25 protein-coding genes are annotated in these 25013 nt (G+C 63.6%); 9 read left to right on the plus strand and 16 right to left on the minus strand.

The window, feature by feature from the left end:
• Positions 1–170 precede the first annotated feature (170 nt).
• Positions 171–1895 carry a DUF882 domain-containing protein gene (locus MF134_RS08645; protein WP_255339041.1) on the plus strand — a complete coding sequence of 575 codons (1725 nt, stop codon included), beginning with the start codon at positions 171–173 and terminating at the stop codon, positions 1893–1895.
• Between the two features lie 960 nt (positions 1896–2855).
• On the plus strand, positions 2856–3251 hold the full coding sequence (locus tag MF134_RS08650; RefSeq protein WP_255339042.1) for a MucR family transcriptional regulator: 396 nt from the start codon (positions 2856–2858) through the stop codon (positions 3249–3251).
• Between the two features lie 168 nt (positions 3252–3419).
• Here the strand turns inward: MF134_RS08650 and MF134_RS08655 are convergent, their stop codons facing one another.
• The 3 genes from MF134_RS08655 to MF134_RS08665 all read right to left on the minus strand — a co-directional run bounded on the left by MF134_RS08655 (position 3420) and on the right by MF134_RS08665 (position 7393).
• Positions 3420–4241 (minus strand): SGNH/GDSL hydrolase family protein, encoded by an 822-nt coding sequence (locus tag MF134_RS08655; protein ID WP_255339043.1) that lies wholly within the window; start codon positions 4239–4241, stop codon positions 3420–3422.
• A complete protein-coding gene (locus tag MF134_RS08660) occupies positions 4238–5431 on the minus strand; it encodes a phosphoglycerate kinase (protein WP_255339044.1) in 1194 nt (397 codons plus the stop codon). Before MF134_RS08660 ends, MF134_RS08655 begins: the two co-directional genes overlap by 4 nt.
• 141 nt (positions 5432–5572) lie before the next feature.
• Positions 5573–7393, minus strand: coding sequence for a potassium/proton antiporter (locus tag MF134_RS08665; RefSeq protein WP_255339045.1), 1821 nt, complete (start codon positions 7391–7393; stop codon positions 5573–5575).
• Positions 7394–7721: 328 nt separating this feature from the next.
• On the opposite strand from MF134_RS08665, the gene MF134_RS08670 reads away from it, so the two are divergent.
• From MF134_RS08670 to MF134_RS08680, 3 genes are read left to right on the plus strand one after another with little or no spacing between them, the layout of a single operon-like run.
• Positions 7722–7982, plus strand: coding sequence for a PepSY domain-containing protein (locus tag MF134_RS08670; RefSeq protein WP_255339046.1), 261 nt, complete (start codon positions 7722–7724; stop codon positions 7980–7982).
• A gap of 3 nt (positions 7983–7985) precedes the next feature.
• Positions 7986–8624 carry a cytochrome b/b6 domain-containing protein gene (locus tag MF134_RS08675; protein ID WP_255339047.1) on the plus strand — a complete coding sequence of 213 codons (639 nt, stop codon included), beginning with the start codon at positions 7986–7988 and terminating at the stop codon, positions 8622–8624.
• Between the two features lie 7 nt (positions 8625–8631).
• Positions 8632–9138, plus strand: a complete 507-nt coding sequence (locus MF134_RS08680; protein WP_255339048.1) for a helix-turn-helix transcriptional regulator — start codon at positions 8632–8634, stop codon at positions 9136–9138.
• A gap of 247 nt (positions 9139–9385) precedes the next feature.
• Here MF134_RS08680 and MF134_RS08685 read toward each other — a convergent pair whose 3' ends face one another.
• The 7 genes from MF134_RS08685 to MF134_RS08715 all read right to left on the minus strand — a co-directional run bounded on the left by MF134_RS08685 (position 9386) and on the right by MF134_RS08715 (position 16811).
• Positions 9386–10741, minus strand: coding sequence for a TRAP transporter large permease (locus tag MF134_RS08685; RefSeq protein WP_255339049.1), 1356 nt, complete (start codon positions 10739–10741; stop codon positions 9386–9388).
• 3 nt (positions 10742–10744) lie between these two features.
• A complete protein-coding gene (locus tag MF134_RS08690) occupies positions 10745–11971 on the minus strand; it encodes a TRAP transporter small permease subunit (protein ID WP_255339050.1) in 1227 nt (408 codons plus the stop codon).
• Positions 11972–12095: 124 nt separating this feature from the next.
• Positions 12096–13208, minus strand: coding sequence for a TRAP transporter substrate-binding protein DctP (gene dctP, locus MF134_RS08695; RefSeq protein ID WP_255339051.1), 1113 nt, complete (start codon positions 13206–13208; stop codon positions 12096–12098).
• A gap of 396 nt (positions 13209–13604) precedes the next feature.
• Complete coding sequence (locus tag MF134_RS08700) at positions 13605–14600, minus strand: BMP family lipoprotein (protein WP_255339052.1); 996 nt, start codon at positions 14598–14600, stop codon at positions 13605–13607.
• Between the two features lie 172 nt (positions 14601–14772).
• Positions 14773–15444: a peptide-methionine (S)-S-oxide reductase MsrA gene (msrA, locus tag MF134_RS08705; protein WP_255339053.1), complete on the minus strand. Its 672-nt coding sequence runs from the start codon at positions 15442–15444 to the stop codon at positions 14773–14775.
• A 133-nt stretch (positions 15445–15577) separates the two neighbouring features.
• On the minus strand, positions 15578–15862 hold the full coding sequence (locus tag MF134_RS08710) for a hypothetical protein (RefSeq protein ID WP_255339054.1): 285 nt from the start codon (positions 15860–15862) through the stop codon (positions 15578–15580).
• Between the two features lie 139 nt (positions 15863–16001).
• Positions 16002–16811 carry an adenosylcobinamide-GDP ribazoletransferase gene (locus MF134_RS08715; RefSeq protein ID WP_255339055.1) on the minus strand — a complete coding sequence of 270 codons (810 nt, stop codon included), beginning with the start codon at positions 16809–16811 and terminating at the stop codon, positions 16002–16004.
• A 90-nt stretch (positions 16812–16901) separates the two neighbouring features.
• Between MF134_RS08715 and cobT the strand changes: the two genes are divergently transcribed.
• Both cobT and MF134_RS08725 read left to right on the plus strand, forming a co-directional pair.
• Positions 16902–17924 carry a nicotinate-nucleotide--dimethylbenzimidazole phosphoribosyltransferase gene (cobT, locus tag MF134_RS08720; protein WP_255339056.1) on the plus strand — a complete coding sequence of 341 codons (1023 nt, stop codon included), beginning with the start codon at positions 16902–16904 and terminating at the stop codon, positions 17922–17924.
• Positions 17925–18049: 125 nt separating this feature from the next.
• Positions 18050–18949 (plus strand): 2-dehydropantoate 2-reductase, encoded by a 900-nt coding sequence (locus MF134_RS08725; protein WP_255339057.1) that lies wholly within the window; start codon positions 18050–18052, stop codon positions 18947–18949.
• Here the strand turns inward: MF134_RS08725 and MF134_RS08730 are convergent.
• On the minus strand, positions 18933–19346 hold the full coding sequence (locus MF134_RS08730) for a universal stress protein (RefSeq protein WP_255339058.1): 414 nt from the start codon (positions 19344–19346) through the stop codon (positions 18933–18935). The two genes, MF134_RS08725 and MF134_RS08730, sit on opposite strands and share 17 nt — an antisense overlap.
• The gene (locus MF134_RS08735; RefSeq protein WP_255339059.1) at positions 19339–19638 is read right to left on the minus strand and encodes a hypothetical protein; all 300 of its coding nucleotides are present in this window, start codon (positions 19636–19638) and stop codon (positions 19339–19341) included. The genes MF134_RS08730 and MF134_RS08735 overlap by 8 nt, the downstream gene beginning before the upstream one ends.
• Here MF134_RS08735 and MF134_RS08740 point away from each other — a divergent pair.
• Positions 19610–20014: a PRC-barrel domain-containing protein gene (locus MF134_RS08740; protein WP_255339060.1), complete on the plus strand. Its 405-nt coding sequence runs from the start codon at positions 19610–19612 to the stop codon at positions 20012–20014. The two genes, MF134_RS08735 and MF134_RS08740, sit on opposite strands and share 29 nt — an antisense overlap.
• An 18-nt stretch (positions 20015–20032) precedes the next feature.
• On the opposite strand, the gene MF134_RS08745 is transcribed toward MF134_RS08740, so the two are convergent.
• A complete protein-coding gene (locus tag MF134_RS08745) occupies positions 20033–20914 on the minus strand; it encodes a LysR family transcriptional regulator (protein WP_255339061.1) in 882 nt (293 codons plus the stop codon).
• Positions 20915–21050: 136 nt separating this feature from the next.
• Between MF134_RS08745 and MF134_RS08750 the strand changes: the two genes are divergently transcribed.
• The gene (locus MF134_RS08750; RefSeq protein ID WP_255339062.1) at positions 21051–22550 is read left to right on the plus strand and encodes a CoA-acylating methylmalonate-semialdehyde dehydrogenase; all 1500 of its coding nucleotides are present in this window, start codon (positions 21051–21053) and stop codon (positions 22548–22550) included.
• 223 nt (positions 22551–22773) lie between these two features.
• On the opposite strand, the gene MF134_RS08755 is transcribed toward MF134_RS08750, so the two are convergent.
• From MF134_RS08755 to MF134_RS08765, 3 genes are all read right to left on the minus strand, one after another.
• Positions 22774–23007, minus strand: a complete 234-nt coding sequence (locus tag MF134_RS08755) for a hypothetical protein (RefSeq protein ID WP_255339063.1) — start codon at positions 23005–23007, stop codon at positions 22774–22776.
• On the minus strand, positions 22997–23656 hold the full coding sequence (locus MF134_RS08760; RefSeq protein WP_255339064.1) for an acyl-homoserine-lactone synthase: 660 nt from the start codon (positions 23654–23656) through the stop codon (positions 22997–22999). Before MF134_RS08760 ends, MF134_RS08755 begins: the two co-directional genes overlap by 11 nt.
• A gap of 331 nt (positions 23657–23987) precedes the next feature.
• Positions 23988–24722, minus strand: a complete 735-nt coding sequence (locus MF134_RS08765; RefSeq protein WP_255339065.1) for a helix-turn-helix transcriptional regulator — start codon at positions 24720–24722, stop codon at positions 23988–23990.
• Positions 24723–25013 lie beyond the last annotated feature (291 nt).

The following is a 25013-nucleotide window of genomic DNA, read 5'->3' on the forward strand; positions in this document are numbered from 1 at the left end:
GCCTTAATGCATCATTAACGAATTTTCGCCAGATTGCGTTCGAAATGTACGTCGCTGTCATCTTCATGCCGCAGTTCTGGTCAAGCTGATTGTCGGGAAGTAAGACGTTCATCGGAACGGCGCCCCGGGGGACAACGCGGGCGTGGATCATATTCGAAGGGGGAAGCCGCATGTTCGGACGAACTGGCGGCGCTGGGCGCTTGGCTCTGCGCTTCGTGACCATGGCCGTGACTGTCGTGCTGCTCGGTGCCGTTGCCACAACGGCAGATGCCGCGACGCGAACGCTCAAATTCTACAATCTCCACACGCGCGAAAAAGCCTCGTTCGACTACAAGCGGAACGGGCGCTATGACGCGAGCGAGTTGAAGAAGATCAACTGGTTCATGCGCGACTGGCGCAAGGGCAAGTCGGTCGAGATGGACACCCGGCTTCTGGATCTGATCTGGGAGGCCTACCGCCAGTCCGGCTCGAACGACTACATTCACGTCATCTGCGGCTATCGCTCTCCGGCGACCAACAAGATGCTGCGCTCGCGCTCCTCGGGCGTCGCCAAGAAGAGCCAGCATACGCTCGGCCGCGCCCTCGACTTCTATATCCCGGATGTGCCGCTGAAGAAGATGCGCGAGATCGGCCTGAAGATGCAGGTCGGCGGCGTCGGCTACTATCCGCGCTCGGGTTCGCCTTTCGTGCACTTTGACGTGGGCAACGCCCGCCACTGGCCGCGGATGAGCCGCAAGGAATTGGTCGCCGTCTTCCCGAAAGGCGGGACCGTTCACGTTCCCTCCGACGGCAAGCCGCTTCCGGGCTACCAGCAGGCGCTGGCCTCCTACAAGGCGCGGCGGAGCCGGTCCGAGATCCAGGTCGCGAACGCTTCTTCGTCGTCTTCCGGCGGCGGCAAGTCGCTGATCGCCATGCTGTTTGGCGGCGGTGAGGACGAGGCCGAGGACAATGCCGATACCGCGGCACCCGCCCGGGCCGCCCCGGCGCGCCGCGAGGCTCCGGTCCAAGTCGCGGCCGTCGTGCCGACCCCGCGGCCTTCGCGGGATCTTCCGGCCGGTGTAGCCGTGGCCGTCCCGGATCGTTTCGACACTGGTCCGTCTGCGGTTTCGCAGAAGCCTGAGCCTGAGCAGACGGTGGTCGCATCGCTCGATCCGGCCCGCATTCCCGTGCCGACCTTCGCACCGTCTCGCGGTGAACCGCAGGTCGCAAGCGACGAAGTGGGTGCGCTGGTGGCTGCTGCCGAGAAGAATGACGATCAGAGCGCCGTCGCCGGTCAGCTTGCTTATGCCGTTCCGACGCCGACAGATCGGCCGAACTTCGACAGCATTCTCAAGAAGAGCGAGCCGAAGGCCGAGAAGGCTGAGCAGGCTGTCGCAGCCCTCAGCGCGCTTGCCTCGCGCCAGGAGCGGAATGTTGCGGCCGTCCTGCCGCAGGATCGCCCCGAGCCGCGCGATGCGAAGAAGGTTGGCCAGGAACGCGCCGTTCCCGCGGGCATGATGGCGGCCTCCTTCGGTCGCAAGGCCGAGCCGAAGCGCTCGTCCGAGACGCTGGTCCGTGCTGCGGCCCTCGCGTCCGACAAACAGGGCGCCGGCTTCAGCGGCAAGGGTGGTCGTGTCCTGCAGGACGCGGTCGGCCGGGCCGCCAAACCCGCCCCGAAGACGATCGATCCGCAGGAAGTCATTGCCTCGCGCATCCAGCTTGCCTCGCTGGTGCAGGAGCAGGACAAGCGCGTCGAAAAGATCCGCTCGGTCGAGCCGTCCGCCGGACGCCTGGTCGGCAACCTGCCGCAGGTTCTGATCGCCAAGGGCTTCACCGTTGCCGAGTCTGATGCCGCGACCGATCGCTTCGCCGGTTCGGCTGTGACCTTCCTGCCGACGGTGAAGATCGCCCGCTAGGCCGGACGATCTGCCAGCATCAATAGCACAAAGCTTGGGACCCGGAAGGCGATCGCCTTCCGGGTCTTTGTTTTTCCTGAGGTCTCCCGAGCCGCTGTCTGGCCTGAAGCGGGCCGCGTCTTCTTCGACCGATGCCGGCGTCTTTACCGGGGGGATCCAACTCCTTCATGAGCACCGCCAACGCGGCCGATGCGCGCACGTCGCAAGATCGCCCGGGATCGACGCCAAGCCAAGGCAGAGGCCGCTCGAGGCTCTGTCACCCAAGTCATCGAACACCGAATGGCCCCCGATTGACCTCGCCGCTCCGTCATGGGCGCGGGTCATTTCAAGGGACAAGGCCCGCAGCCTGCTAGCGCGGGCGACGCGGACGGGCTCCGCATTGCAGATGAGAAGCAAAACATGCGGCCCGGGGTGAGAAAACACCCGGCAAGGCGATGATGCTGAAGCAGTTGCAGCGATAAAGAATTACAATCAACACGATGCTTCGCGCTGGATTTGTTTTGTGATCTCTCGCTGAAATGGTTGTCGCTGCGTGCCTTTGACCGATTCCACCATATCGGGGGTCATAAAAATTTCGCAAAGTCTCGCGGTAATCGGTCGCGCCAGCATGCCATGCGGCGCTTGTTTAAACATTATGGTCAGACATTTACCGACTATTTCTCCGGCCAAGTCGGTTCTGCGCAAAGCCGGTTCTGATCGAAAGTTCGGCCAGCAACGACATGCTTGTTTCCACCGTTTTTTGATATTTTTTCTTGCATTCTGCGCTCAATGGCTTGACAGCAAGTAAATCAATATAAATACAGAGCCAACGAGGATATTGGAGATATTACTCCATCGTAAGGTCCTCGGGCTCGCCACCATGATATGCGACGTTTTCCAGTGGAATGCGGGCTCTTGTGGCCAACTTTCGAATGAACGGGTGAAAAATTGGACCAGATCGAAGCTATCGATAACAACGAAATGCTCATGGAATTGACCGCAGAAGTGGTCGCGGCTTACGTGAGCAATAATTCTTTGCCCGTGTCAGAGCTTCCGGCCCTGATTTCCGACGTCTACGGCGCGCTTGGCCGCACGACGACGGCTCCGGCGGCGCCGCAGGCCGAAAAGCCGAAGCCGGCTGTTCCCGTCAAGAAGTCGGTGACCGATGATTACATCATCTGTCTGGAGGACGGGAAGAAGTTCAAGTCGCTGAAGCGTCACCTGATGACCCACTACAATCTCACGCCGGAAGAGTATCGTGAGAAGTGGGATCTTTCGCCGGAGTACCCGATGGTGGCGCCGAACTACGCCGCTGCGCGTTCGCGTCTCGCCAAGCAGATGGGCCTCGGCCACAAGCGCCGCCGCGGCGGACGCTGAGCCGAAGCCCAACCAGCTCCCAACCGCCCTCTCGGGTGGTCGTGAATGCGGGTTTGATGAGAGATGGGACTGGTCGCAAGGCCGGTCCCATTTGCGTTTGAGGCTCATACAGTGCTTGCGCGGGAAAAGGGCGCAGTTTGCGCCCTTCCCGAGACGTCCAATTGCGCCTTACGGGTGGCTCGACCCGTGTCGGCGGTCACCGAGAACGTAGTTCACCAGGTGATTGGCATAATACGCATAGCCCTCCACCGAAGCGTGGAAGCCGTCGCGGGAAAAGCCGGCCGGTTCGACGCGGGGCAGGGTGGTCGCAACGATGGCGCCGCGTTCGGCGCACAGGCGCGCCCCCATCTTGCGTACGATCCGGGCCCTGAGTTCCAGAACATGCCCGAGGCCGCGCGGCAGCGCCGGTACGCGCTTCAGATCCACCGGCGGCGACCACACGATACGCGCTTCCGGCCATTTGGCCTTGAGGGCATAGAGCAACCCGCCGAAGCCCTTCTTGAAGCGCCGGGCGCTGTGGAAGTTCTTGGCGTCGTTCGAGCCGATCATCAGAACGATGTGCGTGAAAGCGTCGCGGGCCAGGTTCGGCACGACGAAGTCGCGGACCTCCGCCGAGACGGCGGAATTGGCTCCGGCCGCCCGCCAGAAGACCGACAGGCCGGTCATGGCATAGATGCGCTCCGCGAGCCGCGGTCCGAGGGAGTCCTCGATCGACTCGACGCCGACACCGGCCGCCGAAGAATCGCCGATGATCAGGAGCTTGACGGCGGCCTCGCGGATCGTCGGCGCGCCAAAGGAGCCCCAGGGCTCGCCTGCAGGAGGGCGCATGCGTTCGACACGCCGTCGTGTGGCGATGCCCTGCCAGACATAGACCGGGAACAGCAGCCAGGAGATCAGGCCGGTCTTGAAGGAGGCCGCAAGGCCTCCCGGGTCGATCTCGCCCCAGCCGGCAGGCGGGTGGCCGGAAAACCGCGTTTCGGGAGCGATCATGCCTTGAGCACCTCGACACCGGGCAGGGCCTTGCCTTCCATCCATTCGAGAAAGGCGCCGCCTGCCGTCGAAACATAAGTGAAGTCGCCAGCGACGCCGGCCTGGTTCAATGCTGCCACGGTGTCCCCACCCCCGGCAACGGAAATCAGCTTGCCGGCCTTGGTGCGCATCGCCGCATGGCGAGCGGCGGCCATGGTCGCTGCATCGAAGGGTTCGATCTCGAAGGCGCCGAGCGGGCCGTTCCACACCAGCGTCTCCGCCTTGTCGAGCCAGGCGATGACGGTTTCGACGCTTTTCGGGCCGGCATCGAGGATCATCGCATCCTCGGGCACGGAATTGACGTCCACCGTCTCACTGGCCGCCCCGGCCTTGAATTCTCGCGCGATCACCGCATCGGTCGGCAGGACGATCTCGCAGCCGGTCTTTCCGGCGGCCTTGAGGATGGAGCGTGCCGTCTCGGCGAGATCATGCTCGCAGAGAGACTTGCCCACCGCGACGCCCTGGGCAGCCAGAAAGGTGTTGGCCATGCCGCCGCCAATGACGAGCGCGTCGACCCGCGAGACGAGATTCTGCAGAAGGTCGATCTTGGTCGAGACCTTCGCGCCGCCGACGATCGCGACGACCGGCCGCTTCGGAGCGCCGAGCCCTTTTTCGAGCGCTTCGAGCTCGGCCTGCATGGTCCGGCCGGCATAGGAGGGAAGGTGGCGCGCCAGGCCCTCGGTCGAGGCGTGGGCGCGGTGCGCGGCCGAGAAGGCGTCATTGACGAAGACATCGCCGAGCGAGGCGAGGGCCGTGACGAAGTCCTCCTCGTTCTTCTCCTCGCCGGCGTGGAAGCGGGTATTCTCCAGAAGCACGACATTGCCGTCCTTCAAACCTTCCACGATCCCGGCGGCAACCGGCCCGACGCAATCATCGGCAAAGCCCACCGGCTGGCCGAGCATCTCGCTCAGGACTCCAGCGACGGGTTCGAGCGACATTTCCGGATTGGGCTTGCCCTTGGGACGGCCAAAATGGGCGAGCAGGATCACGCGGCCGCCCTTTTCGGCGATTTCGCGGATGGTGGGCAGAATCCGTTCGATCCGGGTGCGATCCGTGACGACCCCGTCGCGCATCGGAACGTTGAGATCGACGCGCACCAGAACGCGCTTGCCCGTCACGTCGGCATCATCAAGGGTCTTGAACTCGGTCACGACATGGCTCCTTCAACACGACCGGGAGACGGAAACTTCCGGAGACGAACGGCACACGCTTCGTCGGCGACGGCGCGCCCCTCCCTCTTGTCATCAGCGATCTCGTAGCGGTGTCATGGCCATGCGTCCAGTCAACCGTTCTTAGCGCGATGATGAGGATTCCTTGCCCGCGCGCCGAAAAAGGCGGGCGAAAAGACTCCTGAGATCGCGGCGGTTGAAGAACATGGGAATCGCGGCGCCTCGTCCGCTTTCTGGCTCCAGCGAGAGGCCTGCCGCGACGACGGCCCCGTCGAGCCCGGTCTGGCGCACGATCAACTCGATCGGGGCCGCCGGAACGCGGTCGCCATAATCGGCTTCGCCGCCAAGCCGCGTGATCATCATCTCGGAGATCGACATCCTGTCTTCGCCGGGCTGAAGCCGAAAGCCATAGGCGCTTGCAAGATCAGCCGCCTTCGCGCTGGGATCCACGGAAAATTCGCCGAAGAATTCCGCGTCGTCCGGGTCGAGCACCGTCGGCCGCGCGAAGAGCCTGTCGAGCAGCGGCGGATAGCGCGGGGAGATGAACAGAAAGACATAGTCTCCCGCCCGAAGCCGCCCGGCATATTGATAGCGCATGGAGTGGCCGTCGCGGATGACGAGCGATGGCCGTGCCCAGCGCGGAACCCTCTCGCCGCGTGCCACAGGGCTACCTTCCACGACGCGATAGGAGAGGAGTTCGTGATCGGGCGTGCCCGGCAGTTCCAGCTCGTATTTCTCGATCGCGCCGGTACGCGGCGGTACCACGAGCCCCAACCGCCGGGCCACGCTAGCGATCGTCCAGCCCTGCACGAGCAGCGAGGTCAGCACGATGATGAAGGCGGCATTGAAGAAGAGCCGGGAGTCCTCGAGCCCACCGATCAAGGGAACGATGGCAAGCAGGATGGAGACCGCGCCGCGCAGTCCGACCCAGGAGACGAAAGCCATTTCGCGGCGTTGAAAGTCGAAGGGTAGGAGGCAGAGCCAGATAGCCGCCGGCCGCGCGACGAAGATCAGGAAGGCGGCTAGGAGGAGTGACGGCCAGATGATGTCGGCAAATTGCGATGGCGTCGCGAGAAGACCGAGGATCAGGAACATGACGATCTGGGCGAGCCAGGTCAGCCCGTCCTGAAAGCGCCGGATCGAGGCCGCGCGGGCGAGTTTGGAATTGCCCGCGTAGAGACCCGCCACATAGACGGCGAGAAAGCCCGAACCGCCGACGGCGCCGACAGCGGCAAAGACGCAGAGAGCGAGGCTGAGCGTGATGATGGGCAAGAGCCCCTGATCGATATTGAGGCGCTTGATCGCGGCGGCGATCATCAGGCCACCGCAGAGCCCACCGACAAGGCCGATCACCATCTGCAGGACAAGATCCAGCGCCACGCCGAAACCGACGGTCTCGAAACCCGCACCGCTGCCGGCCACTTCCACCAGCGCGACCGTCAGGAAGATCGCCATCGGGTCGTTGGTCCCCGATTCGATTTCGAGCAGGGACCGGACGCGGTCGCGAATGGTGATGCCGCCGACGCGCAGGAGAAAGAAGACGGCCGCCGCATCCGTCGAACCGACGATCGCGCCGAGGAGTAGGCCTTCGACCAAGGAGAGGCCGAGGAGCCAGACGGCTGCGAGACCAAAGAGGACGGCGGTCAAGAGGACGCCGACCGTTGCAAGCGTGATGGCCGGAACGGCCGCCTGTCTGAACGTGCTGAGCCGCGTGCCGAAGCCGGAATCGAACAGGATGATTGCGAGCGCGATCGTTCCGACGAAATAGGCGAGCCCGGCATTGTCGAAATCGATGCCGATGCCGTCGACGCCGGCGAGCAGGCCGATCGACAGGAAGAGCAGAAGCAGCGGCGCGCCGAAGCGAAAAGCCAGAAGGCTCGAAAAGGCGGCGACGACGATCAGGATCGTCCCGACGAGAATCAGGACGTAGAGGGATTCCAGCATGCGTCGTGCGCGTTTCCGTCTGCGGCAAGGGGTTGGAGAGCCGGAGGGCTTGATCTTCGATATAGCCGCGATCCTGTTCCCGGCTACGGAGGATGCCCGCTTTATCGTCGCAAGCCAGATGGAGAGTGTTGCCGCTGGTGGTCACGCACTGATCCCTCAAGAGGCATCCTGCGGTCGCGCGCCGCCATGATCGGAACCCCTTTCGACCGCGTAAGCATCCGCTTATGAGGCGCTGAATAAGCCGAACGACAATCGTATCCGCCGTCGCGGCCTGTCATCTCGATCCTGCGGTCGCCGTGATCGCACACTCATCGAGAAAGGACACGACATGATGAAAATCCTCCTTCCGGCTCTCGCCCTCACCCTGACACCCGCCGTGGCGCTGGCGATGCCCGCTGTCGGCGACGTGGTCGGCACCAATCCGGCCGACGCCACTGCCGCGCTCGAAAAGGCGGGCTGCAAGGTGCGCGAATTCGAAGCGGAGAACGGCCAGATCGAGGCCAAGTGCGTCGGCTCGGATTCGAAGCTCTGGGAAGTCTATATCGACCCGAAGTCCGGGGCCGTCACCAAGGTGAAGGCCGAGGACTGAGCCATGTCCACCGATCAGATCACGGGCGCCGACATGGCGCCCGTTCGTCCCCGACCCTGGGATCCCGTGGTGCGTGTGACCCACTGGACCATCGCCGCAGCAGTCATCGTCAACGGCTTGTTGATCGAGCCCGGCGGCACCGTCCACGTCTGGATTGGATGGATTGCGCTCGGCACGCTGGCGCTGCGCCTCGTCTGGGGCGTGATCGGGCCGCGCGAGGCGCGTTTCACCGCCTTCCTGCCCGATCCCCGGGCGGCGATGAGCCACCTGTTCGACCTCGTCCGCGGCCGACCCCGCGAGTATCCTTCGCACAACCCGGCAGGTGCGCTCATGGCCTATACTCTTTGGGCATGCCTTGCCGTAGTCGTGGCAACGGGGCTAATCATGACGGACGGCAAGAGCCCGGTCACCATCGCGGAAGAAAACGCCGCGGTCGCAGCGGGCGACTGGTCCGTGCTCGTCGACGAAGAGGAGACCGGCGAAGGCCGTGAAGGTGGCGGCGACGTCGCCGAGGAGGTGCACGAAGTGGCCGCCAATCTGATGCTGTTTCTTGCTCTTCTTCATGTTGCAGGCGTCGCGCTCGAGAGCCGGGCGCTCGGCAGGAACCTGGTGCGCGGGATGGTGGCAGGCGGAAGGAGATAGGGTGAGCGTGCCCGAGGGTTCCCGAGCGCGAGACAGGCACGGGCAACTGGCCCTTGCGGGGGTCATGGTGCTTCAGAGCGTCGCGGTGGTCTTCTTCATGGCGGACGCCGCGGCGGATCTTCTGACCGAACCGCTGGGGTCTCATTCCATCGTCGAAACTCTCGTCACGCTCGCGCTCGTCGCGGGCGTTCTCCTGACAGGATGGCAGTTGCGCCAGACGCTGGAGCGTATCCGTGCCCAGGAGCGAACCATCGAAACGGCTCGGGGTGACCTCTCGCGGGTGATCGCCGATCAGTTTGCAGCCTGGAAGCTGACCCCCGCGGAACGCGATGTGGGGCTGCTGGCGCTGAAAGGTCTCGACCCGGCCGAGATCGCCGAGATCCGCGGTGCCGTGCCCAGCACGGTCCGTGCGCAACTCACCCGGATCTATAGCAAGGCCGGCGTTACCGGCCGGGCGCAGTTCGCCGCCTGGTTCGTGGAGGACTTGCTCGACAACGGTGTCGCCGACCGCTGATCGCCTCGAAGCCGGGCTGGCCCCCAGCTAAATTCCGCGCAAACGCTGTCCTCGCGCGAATGTCACAAGCTCTGCCATTCTCAAACATCCGTGGATGACGACTGTGAGCCGAGCTGAAGTGCTCGTGGCCTTCGTCCCAAATAGAAATGCCCTGCCGCCTAATCCGCGACAGGGCCGTTCTTGTATCTCAGCAGATGAAGCGTAGCCCCAAGACAGAGCGCTTCACGGCCGTGCGATCCCGCTCCCGTTATCCGTAGACCACGTCCGGCAGCCAGGTGATGATCTCCGGAAAGACCATGCAGAGGACAAGGCCGGTCAGCTGGATCAGAAGAAAGGGAATCGCCGCCTTGAAGATACGGGTCATCGGGATTTCCGGTGGGGCGACGCCGCGCAGATAGAACAGGGCGTAGCCGAAGGGCGGCGACAGGAAGCTCATCTGCATGTTGACGAGGTAGAGCACGCCGAACCAGAGCACCAGATCGTCGCCGCTCTCGAGCCCGAAGGCCGCCGCGCCGAGACCCTTGATGATGGGCACGAAGATCGGAACGCACAGGAGCAGGATACCCACCCAGTCGAGGAACATGCCGAGGAAGACCAGGATGATCTGCATCAGGATCAGGATGCCCCAGGGGCCGAGGCCCATGCCCTGCATCGCGCCGGCGACGAACTGCTGGCCGCCCTCGAGCACGTAAAGACCGACGAAGATCGTCGCGCCGAACATGATCCAGATGACCATGGCCGTGGCCTTGAGGGTCGTCAGGCAGGCACCCTGGACGGTCGGCCAGTCGAGCTTGCGGTGGATCGCCGCGACGATGAAGGCGCCGAAGGTGCCGATGCCGGCGGCTTCCACCGGCGTCGCGACGCCGGAGAAGATCACGCCGAGAACGACGACGATCAGGGCGATGGGGGCCGACATCTTCGACATCACCCGCACCTTCTCGCCAAAGGAGATGCGTTCCTCCGGCGGCGCGGGCGGGCCGAGCTCCGGATTGATGTAGGACCGTGCGATCACGTAGAAGACGTAGAGGCCGGACAGGAGCAGGCCGGGGAAGACCGCGCCGATGAACAGTTCGCCCACCGACTGTTCGGCGACGACGGCGTAGATGATCGCCAGGATCGATGGCGGGATCAGAATGCCGAGCGTGCCGCCCGCCATGATCGAGCCCATGGCGATCTCGGGATTGTAGTGGCGCTTCAGCATTGCCGGCAGGGCGATGATGCCCATGGTGACCACCGCCGCGCCGATGACGCCGACCATGGCGGCGAGCACCGTCGAGGCGATGATCGTCGCCGCTGCGAGCCCACCCTTCACGCCGCCGAGCACCTTGTAGATGACGTCGAACATGTCGTTGATGATGCCGGCCCGCTCCAGCATCGCCGCCATGAAGATGAACAGCGGGATCGCCGAGAGCTGATAGTTGGTCATCAGCGGGAAAATGCGCGACGGCACGATGTTCAGCGTCTGCCAGTCGCCCAGGATGAACAGGAAGACGCAGGCAAGACCGCCGGTGACGAAGGCGAGCGGCAGGCCGGCCATGAGCAGGGCCAGCAGACTGCCGAACATGATCAGCGTGAGCCAACCGATTTCGATTTCGAGACCCATGGATCAGGCCTTTCCGGGCACGCGCGGCTCGCCGGTCGCCAGGGTGCGGAAATCCTGGCCGAGCTTGGCGATGCCTTGAAGAATGAGAAGGATGGCGCCGACGACGATCGCCCATTTGAACGGCCAGTAGGCGAGTTGCCATTCGGTGAAGGACACCTCGTTCACGCGCGTCGCGTCGGCCGCGAAGATCCAGCCGGTGACCAGCAGCACACCGGCGAAGATGAAGAAGAACACCGAGGTCAGGATGTCGGCGATCGCCTTGCGGCGTGGCGAAAGGGGTGCGTAGAAGATGTCGACCCGGACATGGCTCTCGCACAGCATCGCATAGGCACCCATGATCAGGTACTGCATCCCGAACATGAGATACATGCCTTCATGGGCCCAGTTGGTCGGGGAGTTGAAGACATAGCGGGCGACGACTTCGTAATAATAGACGAAGACGGCGATGACGGCCCAGTAGGAGACGAACTCGCCGGTGTAGAAGCTCAAATTGTCGATCCAGCCCGTCCAGCCCCGCGAGACATTGGCACGGTCCCTGTCGTGCTCGCTGACTTCTGGCGCATTGTCTTTTGCGTCCTCGGCCGGATCGATGTTGCGATTGGCCTTCCTGACGAGGAAGGGCATCAGGATCGCGTCCAGAACAATCAGGGCGAGGATCGCGGCAAAACAGACGAACGCGACGATCTCCCAGAAGCGGCGGTCTTCACCGGCGGAGTCGGCGATCGCCTGCTGTTCGGCAAGGTCGGTGCGGGCCTGTTCGAGCCGGGTGCGCGAGGTTTCGAGGCGCCGCTCCTCCCGCTGCAGTCGACGTTCGGCCGCGCGTTGGGAGAACGAGCCTTCCTCGGCGGCCTCGACCTCGGCGCGAAGTTCAGCCAGCGATTCGTCCGCCTGGGCAATGCGCGGCTCCTCGCGCTGGATCGTGCCCGTGGCGACGCGAACGATATTGGCCGCGTTGGAATAGGTTTCTCTCGCGTCACGCTGATGCGCGTTGGCATAGAGGATCGCGGCGAAGAGCGGCAGGAACAGCAGTCCCCATTTGACGCTCTTCAGGTAGAAGCGATGCAGGCCCAGAATCCCGCCTGTGATCAGGATGAAATAGGCAAGCGGAAGGGAATAGAGGCGCTCGCCGTCTCGTTTCGAACGCCGGGCCATGATCATGGCGACGATCGGAAAGACGACAAGCGTCGTCCAGTACAGCCAATGCGGCAGTACGAACGTCAAGCTTGGCATGGGATTTGTCCTGGCTGAGCGGGAAGGTACTTCAAGCGCCAAACGCGTGCATGCGGGCCAAGTGAATGCGCGCCGGGTTGAGCCCGGCGCGCATCTTGCGGTGCCCTTGTCCGCAAAGTCGAATCTAGAGGTTGGTCAGTTCCAGGCCCTCGAGCAGGAACGGATCGACGTATCCGAGGGAACCGGACGTCATGTAGTCGAGCTGGATCTGGAAGACCCGCGCGGCATTCGGATCCTTGTTGGCCCAGTTGTACCAGATCGGCACCGCCACTTCGGTCATCAGGGCGACGTCGTCCTGGGTGAGGCGCGTGACCTCGGTGCCGTCGGCCTCGAACTGCTTCCAGGCTTCCTGGTTCGCCTTCTGGATCGCGGCATGGTGCATGTCGGAATAGACATGCGTCTCCATTTCGACGAACTGCTTCATCTCGTCGGAAAGCGCATTCCAGGCGTCCATGCCGACGGTCAGATCCATCAGATCGACCGGCTGGTAGAGCGACATGAAGCCCGGAGGGCCCATGGAGATGTAGTCGGTGACCTGGCTGAAGCCGAGGGCGTAGTTGACCGCGGGACCAGTATAGTCGGCGACGTCGATCGTGCCCTTTTCAAGCGCGGGGAAGATCTCGGAGCCGGGGAGCACGGTCGTCTTCGCGCCGAGAGCCTGGAAGACCTCGGCGACCATGCCGCCGGGCAGGCGCATCTTGCGGCCGCGGAAATCGTCGATCGAGCGGATCGGCACCTTGGAGTGGATGATGTTGGCGTCGTGCTGGATCGGACCGACGAAATACATGCCCTGTTCGGCATAGAGTTCGCGGGCGATCTCCAGGCCGCCGAGGCCGTAGTAGAAGGTGTCGAATTCGTGCGGGTTGCGCAGGCCCAGCGGATAGGAGGTGAGGAACACCGCCGCCGGGATGATGCCCTGAGCATAGATGGTGAAGGGGTTCACTGCCTCGAGAACGCCGTTCTTCACCGCGTCATAGAGCTGGAAGTCGCCGACGACGTCGTTTGCGCCGAAGGCCGTGAACTCCAGTTCGCCGCCGGTCTTCTCCTTGATCGTGGCGCACCAGTCCTTGAAGGTCTGCAGGCCGATACCGCCGGGCCAGGACGTCTGGACGCGCCAGGTCGTCGTCTGCCCCTGGGCACGGGCGATGTGGGGCGCGGCCAGCGTGGTGGCCGCTGCGCCGCCGACAAGCGCCGTACGGGTCAGAAAACGGCGGCGGTCGATCGAGTGATTGGTCATGGTACCTCCCTTGGTCACGGCACGAAGCTGTCTCCTCCCAGCTCCGGACCCTGTTCCATTAAACTAGAGGCAAGTGAACCGAGAAGGCAACCTTTATACGACTTTAGTCGCAATCGCATTCATTCTGCCGTGCATCCAACGACATGCCACGTTCTTGGAATTGCTCTGAGTCAGCAATGACTTTCCGAATAATTCCCGCAAGCAATAACTGCACGGGTCTTTTGTATAAGCAAAAGAGAATAGAACCATGCTTGGCGGATGGGAGAAGGGCAGGATTGATAAGGCTGCCAAAATGAAGCCGCGCCACGAAAAAGAGGCGCCGCCCGACCGGCAGCGCCTCCTCTTCTCGTCGTGCTGATGAAATTGCGATCGATCAGTAACGGGCAGTTCGAATCGTCAGTACGGGCAGTTCGAATCGGTGGTGTAGTCGTGCACCTCGATCTTGCCGTCGATGATATCCTGCTTGGCCTGTTCGGCGGCGGCCTTCATCTCTTCGGTGACGAGATCCTCATTGTTCTCGTCCATGGCGTAACCGACGCCGTCCTCGGCGAGGCCGAGGGTCACCACGCCGGATGACCATTCGCCGTCCTGACCGGCTTTGAACGTGTCGTAGACGGCATTGTCGACGCGCTTGACCATCGAGGTCAGGACGTGGCCGGGAAACAGGCCGTTCTGGTTTGAATCGACGCCGATGCCGAAATTGCCCTCGTCGGCAGCCGCTTGCAGGACGCCGAGACCGGTTCCGCCGGCTGCGTGGAAGATCACGTCCGCGCCCTGGTCCATCTGCGACTTGGCGAGTTCGCCGCCGCGCACCGGATCGTTCCAGGCGGCGCCCGTCGTTCCGGTCATGTTTTCAAGCACGGTATTGCCTTCCGCGACCGACTTCACGCCGCCCGTGTAGCCGCAGGCAAATTTCGAGATCAGCGGAATGTCCATGCCGCCGATGAAACCGACCTTGCCGCTCTCGGACTTCATGGCCGCGAGGATGCCGACGAGATAGGAGCCTTCCTCCTCCTTGAAGAGGATCGAGCGCACGTTCGGCAGATCGACGACGGAGTCGATGATCGCGAACTGGGTGTCGGGGAATTCCTTGGCCACCGCCTCCAGCGCAGCCGCCTGGCTGAAGCCGACGGAGATGATCGGGCTCGCTCCGTCGCGGGCGAAGCGGCGCAGGGCCTGTTCGCGCTGGGCGTCGTTGACGATCTCGAATTCGCGATATTCGACGCCGGTGTCCGCCTTGAACCGCTCGGCGCCGTTATAGGCGGCTTCGTTGAAGGATTTGTCGAACTTGCCGCCGAGATCATAGAGGATGGCAGGTTCGAAATCGGCGGCCGAAGCGGCGGACGCGGTCAGAACGGTGGCGGCGAGAAGTCCGGCCAGGAAGTGTTTCATCAAAGTCAGGATCCCTGTTGGCGACTGTGGATGTCGTCTTGGCGTGTCTGCGAGCCAGGCTTGGCTCTCCGTTCACAAGGGGACAGATTGGCACGGCTTTCCACGCAAATGAAGCGGAATCAGATGGATGTCGGGTCGTTGAGGAAGCGGGAGGAAACCCTCCCGCCTCGCGTCAACTGGCTGCGACGCCTTCAAGCCCCACGGGGCAGGTCACACCGGTGCCGCCGACACCGCAATAGCCGCCCGGATTCTTGGCGAGATATTGCTGGTGATAGTCCTCGGCATAGAAGAATTCGGGGGCCGGCAGGATCTCGGTGGTGATCGTGCCCTTGTGGCCCGCGGCCGTCAGGGCCTGATGATAGCGCGCCTTGGTCGCCTTGGCCGCTTCGGCCTGGGCCTCGGTCGTCGTGTAGATGCCCGAGCGGTACTGGGTCCCCATGTCGTTGCCCTGGCGCATGCCCTGGGTCGGATCATGGCCTTCCCAGAAAACCTTCAGCAGGTCTTCATAGGAGACGACCGCCGGATCATAGACGACCAGAACCACCTCGTTGTGCCCCGTCTGGCCGGTACAGACTTCCTGATAGGTGGGGTTCGGGGTGGAGCCGCCTGTGTAGCCGACAGCCGTAGTATAGACACCATCGGTCTGCCAAAACTTGCGCTCCACGCCCCAGAAACAGCCCATCCCGAACACCGCCGTCTCGTGGCCTTCGGGGAAGGGGGGCTTCAGCGGCTGGTGCTTGACGAAATGCTCCTCAGCCGTGGGGATCGGCTCGGACCGGCCCGGCAGCGCCTCGCCGGGGCCGGGCAGCTTCATCTTCTTGGCGAACATGTCGAGGATATACATGGAAGGCCCCTTTAATCGAGACGGTCTCAACGCATTGGCCGACGGCGGCTGACCCGACGCCGATCCTTGCGACGGAATTTGCGGATAGATGCAATGTCGGACCGTCGGACGCCCGCATCAAGGCCCGGGGGCTTCACGGAATGCGGCGCACTACGGATTGGCGTCTGCGGGTGCGATGGCCGAGCAGGATCAGGACGAGGCCGATCACCCCGCAAGTGATGGCCATCGACCAGGCGCCGACGACCGCGAGGAATTCGCTTTCGTCGGTCGCGATCACGATTCCCATGGCGTTCAGCGCTTCGGTGACGCTGATCATCTCGGTTGCCTCGTCGGCGAGCGAACGGGCGATGTCCCCGACCGCGAAGACGAGACCCAGAGCGAGAACCAGCATGCCGACGGCGCGAAACAGGAAGGACATGAGACGTGAATTAGACGAGGAGCGAGACGACGTCCACCGGGGTCTGAGCGGGCGTAGTCCGGTTCATCTCGGTTCGAATGTGCCGGCCGCGACGACAGGCGCATTGGCGGATGCATGCTGCGGGGGAGGGCGCCGATCCTCACCCGATCGCCAGCCCGATCAGAATCGCGATTTCGGCGAGTTGCTGGAAGGCGCCGAGGCAGTCGCCGGTCTGGCCTCCGATCCGTCGCATGACGAAGCAGCGCAGCCAGAGGAAGACCCCCGCCGCTAGAAGGATCGCCGAAGTGACCGGCAGGAGCCCTGCAGTGGGCAGGCCAAAGACGAGAGCGATTGCCGCACCAAGCCCTGCCGCTAGCCAGCCTGCCTGTCGCGACGGCTCGCCGACACGGGCAGCGAGACCGGTCTCCAGCGCGGAGGGTGTCAGCGCCCAGAACAGCGCCATTCCTCCACGGCTGGCGGCGGCAGCGGCGAGGACGGCGCAGGCGGCGAGCGTCGGCTCGCTGGCCGCAAGTTCCGCAAGAAGCGCCGCGCGCAGGCCGATCGACAGAATGAGCGCGATCGCCCCGTAGCTGCCGACGCGGCTGTCATGCATGATCTCCAGTGCCCGATCGCGGGGGTGATGGCCGCCCAGACCGTCCGCCACATCAGCCAGCCCATCCTCATGGAGCCCGCCCGTCATCGCGATCATGGCGACGACGGCAAGAACCGCCGCGACGAGCGGCGAGAATCCAAAGGCGGGCAGGCCGAACAGAAGGAGCGCGGCCGGCGCTGCGACGATCAGCCCGACCAAAGGGAATCCGGCCGCATCGTCTCCCAAACGGTAGGGTTGACGATTTTCCTGGGAATTCTGCGGGTCATGGGCCTCGAACGCCCGGCCGGAGATGTTAAGCCGGGTGAGAAAGGCCGCGGCCCGCATGGTCGCGCCGAACAGTGCCGTGACTTTCTGCAAGATGTCGTCCCGCCAGTTTGCGCCCGCGATGGTCCGCGGTCCGCATGACCGTCCAAGGGGCGGCACAGGCAGAACACCAAGGAGCGTTTCATGTCCACCACCGGCCTTCCCTTCGACGATATTCGCGACCTGATCGCCCGCATGCCCGGGCCGGATGATGCGGCGGTGGGCGTCGCACGCGAACGCGAGGCTCAGCTGACCAAGCCGGCCGGATCGCTGGGTCGGCTGGAGGAGCTCTCCCAATGGCTGGCCGCCTGGCAGGGCGGCGTGCCCCATGTGGATCGGCCTCTCGTGGCCGTCTTTGCCGGCAACCATGGTGTGACCGCCAAGGGCGTGTCGCCGTTTCCGCCGGAGGTGACGGCTCAGATGGTCGAGAACTTCGCGGCCGGCGGCGCCGCGATCAACCAGATCTGTGCGACCTACGATCTCGGTCTCAAGGTCTACGATCTGGCGCTGGAGCTGCCGACGGGCGACATCACCGAGGAGCAGGCGATGGACGAGCGCACCTGCGCCGGCACCATGGCCTTCGGCATGGAAGTGCTGATGGACAGCCCGGACCTCCTCTGCATCGGGGAAATGGGCATCGGCAACACCACGATCGCCGCCGCGATCTTCGCTGCGCTGTTCGGCGGCGAAGGCGCCGACTGGGCGGGGGCCGGCACCGGCCTCGATGCCGAAGGGCTTTCCCGCAAGGCGGCGGTCATCGATCAGGCCCTGGCGACTCACAAGGATCATCTGGACGATCCGCTCGAAGTGCTGCGCCGGCTCGGCGGGCGCGAGGTCGCCGCCATGGCGGGTGCGATCCTCGGCGCGCGTCATCAGCGTGTCCCAGTGATCGTCGACGGATTCGTCGCCACTGCGGCGGCTGCAATCCTTCATGCTCTCGACAAGCGCGCGCTCGACCATTGCCTGTTCGGCCATGTCTCGGCGGAGCAGGGCCATCTGCACGCCCTCGAAGCCATGGGCAAGGTGCCGCTTCTCGCTCTCGGCATGCGGCTTGGCGAAGGCACCGGGGCCGCGCTCGCCGCAGGCATTGTGCGGGCCGCCGCCCGCTGTCATCGCGACATGGCGACCTTTGCGCAGGCCGCCGTTTCCAACCGAGACCCGGGGTGACCCCGGCGAGCCGCCGATCTCGCTATCGGCCGCGGGGAGCCTAGATTGTTTGTCGCGAAGAAATTAACTGAAACTTACAAAAATCCACCGCGTCGCCGTAGGCTTCGCGTCGGGAGGTGATCATCATGAAGACTGCGGTGATCGGGGCGGGCGCCATCGGCGGCTATTTCGCGGCGATGCTGACAGAAGCCGCTCACGAGTCCCTCTTGTGTGTGCGAACGCCGTTCGATCAGCTGACGCTGGAGGATGACGGCAAGCGTCAGACCGTGGCGACGACCATCGTCTCCAGGCCCGACGCCATCGCCGAAGACTTCCTCCCCGCCGATCTCGTCGTCCTCGCGACCAAGGCACAGGATTCCGAGAGCGCGGAATCGTGGCTCCGCAGGCTGGTCGGGCCTGAAACGCTGGTTCTCGTGGCACAGAACGGCGTCGACCATGTCGAGCGGGTCGGCAAGATGTGCGGCGAGGGGCGGATCGTCCCGTCCATCGTCTATGTCGCGGCCGAGCGCGTGGCACCGGGCCGGATCGTGCACCATTCCAACAGCCGCCTGGTCGTGCCCGACGATGTGGATGGCCGCCGGATTGCGGAAATCTTCTCTGGGACGAAGTTGAAGGTCGAGACCGAGCCGGACTTTCTCACCGCTGCCTGGCGGAAGCTTCTGTCCAATGTGGTCGCCAATCCGATCACCGCGCTGACCCTCCGCCGTATGGACGTCTTCAAGGACCCCGATGTGGCGGATCTGACCCGCGCTCTGATGAAGGAGGCCGTCGCCGTTGCCGCTGCCCAGGGAGCCAGGCTCGATGACAGCGATGTCGAGCGAGTGCTGAGCTCCTACGACCGGATCAATCCGCAGAGCGGTTCATCAATGCTCTACGACCGCCTGGCAGGCCGGTCGCTGGAGCATGAGCATCTCACCGGCGCCGTGGTTCGCGCCGGCGAAAGGCATGGTGTGGCGACGCCCTTGAACAGAGCGATCCTGACACTGCTTTCAGCTGTCGATCCCGCGCCTATCGCACGACCATGACCGAGGTCTTGGCGTGGGCAGCAACGCTGCCGGCGTGAGACGCGAAGAAATGTTCGGGGAATCCGGGCCGATGCGAGGCCATGACCACCAGATCGGCGTGGCTTTTCTCGATCGCCGCGAGGAGTGTGTGGTTGAGATCGGCTGTGGGATCCGGCGTGACCTTCATCTCGATGTCAGCCTGGATGCCGTCTTCCGCGGCGCGGGCGGCAGCGAAGTTCCTCAGCTTCTCTTCGAATTCCTCCGGCGTGTGGGCCACGGGGCCGGGGCTGCTGCTCGTGACCCCGAGATAGCACAGGGTCGAACCGTAGAGCTTGGCGAGGTCGGCGGCTGTCTTGAGCGCCTTGTCGAGGGTCTTGGCGTGGCTGAGGTCGACGGGGACGAGGATCTTCTCATACATGTCGGGCACCTTTATCGACGTTTGGGTCTTCTTTTGTCTCGACGTCTTCGCAGCTTGATCGGCCCCAGGGAAGGGGCGGCAGGCAGGCTGAAATCAGATTTCGCCCTGGCCGGTCCCTGAGATCAACGACGCCATGGGATTCGGGAACTTTAGGCGTTCCCTCGGGTTGCAGGCTGACCATGCCTTGTTCGGCGCGCGGATGGCAAGCCGCAGACGCTTCGCCCTGCATCGCCTTGTCCTTCATCCCAACAGGGAGACGTTCCTTGAAGTTCGCCGCATCTTTCGCCGCCATGGCCCTGGTCCTCGCCGCGCCTGCCTTCGCGCAGGACACACCGTCCGACCCGGCGGCGCAATCCCAAACGTCGAGCGACGTGCTGGTGCCGATCGAAGATGACGACGCGCCCGTGCCGCAGCTCAACCTCATGGCCGGTCAGGTGGAAGATATGGATGTGATAGGCCCGGACGGCGAGGAGATCGGCGATATCGAGAACATTCTCGGCAATCAGGACGGCAATGCCCAGGCGATCACGGTCGATGTCGGCGGATTTCTCGGCATCGGCGAGAAGACGGTGATCATCATGATCGACGACGTGTCGCTGGATATGGGCCGGCTCAGAACCACAATGTCGAAGGACGAGATCGAATCGCTTCCCGCCTTCGACGACTGATTCCTTTCGCGGCCTGGATCAGACGAAAAGCGCCCGCTCGGCCTCCACGGCCGAGTGGATGAAATCCGTGACGGCCGCAACGCGGCGCACGTCCCGTGCGCTCTCGTGATAGACCAGCCAGTAGGTTCGCCAGATCGTCTCGTCGGTCAGAATCGGGACGAGATCCTCCCTTCCTTTCGCAACGAAGCCATGAAGGATGCCGATACCGGCTCCGGCCGCGACGGCCTCCGTCTGGCCGATGGCACTCGAGACTTCGAAGTGCGAGGGCCATTGCGGGAGGATGTCGGAATAATAGGCGAGACGCGGAGAGGCGAGCAGGTCCTCCACTGCCCCGACCAGATCGTGACTTTCCAGTTCCGCCAGGCTTTGCGGCGCAGGCCGCTGGGCGAGATAGGCGGGGCTCGCGTAGAAACCCAGGCGATAATCGCAGAGTTTCGCTGCCACCAGCCGGCCGGCCGATGGCCGCTCGACGGTGATCGCGATGTCGGCCTCGCGCCGGGACAGCGAAAAGGCGCGGGGGACCGGTACGAGTTGCACCGTCAACTGCTCGTGTTGCTCCGCCAACCGCCACAGGCGGGGCGCGAGAAAGGCCGTGCCGAAGCCGTCGGGCGCTCCGATCCGCACTGTGCCGGACAGGGAAATGTCGGCACCACCGACTTCCGATCGGCCCGCATTCATGGCTTCTTCCATGGCCTCGGCATGCCGGCGGAAGATCTGCCCCTCCGCCGTCAGCTCGCAGCCGTTCGGACGGCGGTCGACGAGGCGCGCCCCGATCCGCTCCTCCAGCGCAGTCAGCCGGCGCCCGACGGTCGCGTGATTGAGTTCCAGCCGCCGCGCGGCCGCGAGGATCTGGCCGGCCCGGGCAACGGATAGAAAAATGCGCACGTCATCCCAGTTCAACGGACAAACCCCGGCTTCTGCCTCACGGACTCTATTTCTTGCACAGCGGATGCGCGTTTCAAGGGATTGGAAGCGGGTTCAATGTGCGCGAAAAGACAGGCAGACAGTTTGAGGTCAAATCCAGGGAGGCTCCATCATGTATGAGATCGGCCATTTCATCGGCGGCGAGCGCGTTGCCGGCAAGAGTGGACGGACGTCCGAGATCTTCAATCCGGCCACGGGCGAGGTGCAGGGAACGGTGGCGCTTGCGACGCCGGACGAGCTCCGCGCAGCGGTCGAGAACGCCAAGGCGGCCCAGCCGAAATGGGCCGCGACCAATCCGCAGCGCCGCGCCCGCGTGATGATGAAGTTCGTCGACCTTCTCAATCGCGACATGGACAAGCTCGCCGAAGCCCTGTCGAAGGAGCATGGCAAGACCTTTCCGGACGCCAAGGGCGACGTGCAGCGGGGCCTCGAGGTTGCCGAGTTCTGCATCGCCGCTCCGCAGATGATGAAGGGCGAGTTCTCCGAAGGGGCCGGGCCCGGCATCGACATCTATTCGATTCGCCAGCCCCTCGGCGTCGTCGCCGGCATCACGCCGTTCAACTTCCCGGCCATGATCCCGATGTGGAAGTTCTGCCCCGCGATCGCGGCGGGCAACGCCTTCATTCTCAAGCCCTCGGAGCGCGACCCCTCCGTGCCGATGATGCTGGCCGAACTGATGATGGAAGCGGGCCTGCCCGCCGGCGTCCTCAACGTCGTGAACGGCGACAAGGCTGTGGTCGACGCGATCCTGGACGATCCCGACATTCAGGCCATCGGCTTCGTCGGCTCGACCCCGATCGCCCAGTACATCTACGGCCGCGGCTGCTCGAACGGCAAGCGCGTGCAGTGCTTTGGCGGTGCCAAGAACCACATGGTCATCATGCCGGACGCCGATATGGATCAGGCGGCCAACGCCCTGATTGGCGCGGGTTACGGCGCGGCCGGCGAGCGCTGCATGGCGGTCTCGGTGGCCGTTCCCGTGGGCCAGGAGACCGCGGACAGGTTGGTCGAAAAACTGATCCCCAAGGTCGAGGCCCTGAAGATCGGGCCTTACACCGCCGGGGACGACGTCGATTTCGGTCCGCTCGTCACCCGCGAGGCGCAAAAGCGCGTGCTCGGCCTCGTCGATCGCGGCATCGAGGAGGGCGCCAAGCTCGTCGTCGATGGTCGGGACTTCAAGATGCAGGGCTATGAGGACGGCTTCTTCGTCGGCGCCTGCCTGTTCGACCATGTGAAGAAGGACATGGACATCTACAAGACCGAGATCTTCGGTCCTGTCCTCTCGGTGGCGCGGGCCAAGGATTACGAGGAAGCGCTCGATCTGCCGATGAGCCACGAATATGGCAATGGCGTTGCGATCTACACTCGCGACGGCGACGCCGCGCGCGATTTCGCCAGCCGCATCAATATCGGCATGGTGGGCGTGAACGTGCCGATCCCCGTGCCGCTGTCCTACTACACTTTCGGTGGCTGGAAGGCCTCCGGCTTCGGCGATCTGAACCAGCACGGCGCCGACGGTTTCCGCTTCTATACGCGCACCAAGACCGTCACCAGCCGCTGGCCTTCGGGCATCAAGGAAGGGGCCGAGTTCCACTTCAAGGCCAATGGCTGATCAGCCGACCGAGATGTCTTCGCGCGGCGGACGGGGCCGGTCCCGTCGGCCGCCACGACGTCGAGGATGCAGACATTCGATCTGACAGGTGCCCCAACCGTGATCGAATGCCTGCATCCGGCTCTGTCGCCGCGTGGCGCGATTCGCTGCCGGCTTGCAGCGACAGGCTATAGGTGCTGCCGGACATCTCGCGAGACATCCGGCTGGCTCCCGGTCTCGCGCGTCAATGGTCCGCCCGCGCACTCCCCGGCATGTCCTCAGTCGTCAGGAACAGCGAGACGCGACCATCCCGTTTGACGTCGAGATGGATGGTCAGAGGGCGGTCCTGGGACAGGTGCAGAAAGCCGAGCATATGCCGGCGCTGTTCCAGGGACATGCGATCGCCAAGCGCCGTCAGCAATTGTTTGAGCTCGGTCGTGGTGACCTGTTCGGTGATCATCGTGCTGCTATGCGGCATGGATGTCCTCACGGATCGACAACGGTTCGGCGAGGCCGCGTCGCACAAGACAGCTGTGCTCGATGCCATAAACACCACGCATTTCCTCGAGCGCGCGCTGCGTGATGTCGAAGGCGAAACCGGCCAGGGTCATGCCTTCATGCGCAATCGGCAGACCCAGGGGACGCGGCCGCCATCCGAGCCCCTGGATGCGCGGGATCCACCAGGCTTCGCCGAGGGCCCGCATCTCGCGCACGCCTTCTTCGAGCAGATATTCGAACATGCTGCAGAGAACCGCGCCCCCGGTACGGCTCAGCCGATGCTCTTCCCGGTGGGATTTGGCGACGAAGAAGCGCGTCCATTCCCACACGTCCGGCCCCTGCGGCATGCCGCGCACTGCAGCGGCCTCGGGAAACACCGCCGACAGGAGGGTCGGCTTCCAGCTTGGCAGCAAGCGCGTACCGCCCACGACTCCCGCCTTTGGGTCGACGGCAAGAAGATAGACGGCCTCCGGATAGTCGAACTGATCGGCCTCACGCCCGTTCCGGTCGACCAGGGCGCGCCAGCCATGCTCGCCAATATAGATGTCGCACCGCAAGCGATGGTGCTGGTCGAGTTCGTCTTCGTAAAGGTGTCGATTGGCCGCGCTGACGACGTGGACAGAGATCATTTCGTCCCTCCATGGTTAATTCATCCATGAGGATAAAAGGACGAAACTTGTGGTCGGAATATCCCCGAAATCGGGGACAAATCGACGTCAGTTCTTGCCCGGCAAAGAACAAACGTGATCGAAAATTAGAGCATCCGGCCAGGGCGCCGCAGCGGGTCGACCATGGTGAGAAACAGGCACAGAGTTAACTGGGGCGGAGCAGGAAGATAGGCATGCGACGCCGAAGACGTCCGAAAGAACGATAGGCGGGTGAGAGCGACCACGGCCGTTCTTGCCAGCCGGGATTGACCACCGGCTCGGCGCAGGGTTCTGGAAGAAGACCTGGGATGTATCAGGGGCGCAATTCGCGTTGGCGAAGGGCTTCCACCACAGTATGGGTCGTCGACCGCGTGCCGAACTTGGCCTTTGCTCTTTTCAAATGGGTCGTGACGGTCTCGACCGATACCCCGAGCCTTTCGGCGACGTCATTGATGGCGTTTCCTTCCGCGATGAAAGCCAGGACTTCACGTTCGCGCGGACTCAAGACGCCGCCTCGCGAAAGTTTCTGCTTGCCGACACGGATCGAGGCGTTGTGGGCGTAATAGCCCAGAAGATGGAGCATCCGCCGCTCGTCCGGCGAGGCTTCGATACGCTCGCCGGCCATGGACACGACGGCCTGGAAACCGTTCACGTCGATGATCGGAATGCAGAACCCCTCAGCCATCCCGAATTCGCTGGCCTCGCCCATGACACGGTCGGCCTTGGGATATCGGTTGGGATCGATCGGTGCATTGGACCATTCGAAGGGGTTGATGGTCTCGAAGCAATATTTGAGGACCGGATCCTCGCGGCAATAGCCGCTGCGGTCGTAATGGGTCATCCAGCCCGTCGGCCACTCCTTGAGAATGGCATAGGGTGCAAGCCTTTCGCGAGCTGGCGGAAGGTGCGAAACCAGAAAGTAGTCGATCCCGAAATTCGCAAAAACACTGCCCAGAGCATCCGACACGGCGGCAGCCGTCTTCAACTGATCGAGACCCTCCATCAGATCGAAAATGTCGCCGACACGCCTTTCGAAGCGGGCATTCATGACCACTCCTTCCTCTCGCTTCCTGCCTCAGTCGTAAGCGAATAGAATAACGGGCAAGCGCCGGTCTTGCTACGACGAAGTTGCTTGAGTTCGAAGTTTTTCGACTCGTTGAGCTTCGTTGACCGGCTTTGTTAGTCCGCAAATGATTTAGGCGTGTCTTGATCCGGACCGCTACGCGAAGACCCCAGTCGGTCTCGGCTGCGTTCGGCTCCGGCCGAAGGGGCGACATTCCTGCAAAGCGCGTTCACATGGCCGTGTGCGGCCTGTTACACAGCGTCGCCCTTGGAAACG

It is taken from the genome of Jiella marina, assembly GCF_024359545.1.
Taxonomy (GTDB): Bacteria; Pseudomonadota; Alphaproteobacteria; order Rhizobiales; family Rhizobiaceae; genus Jiella.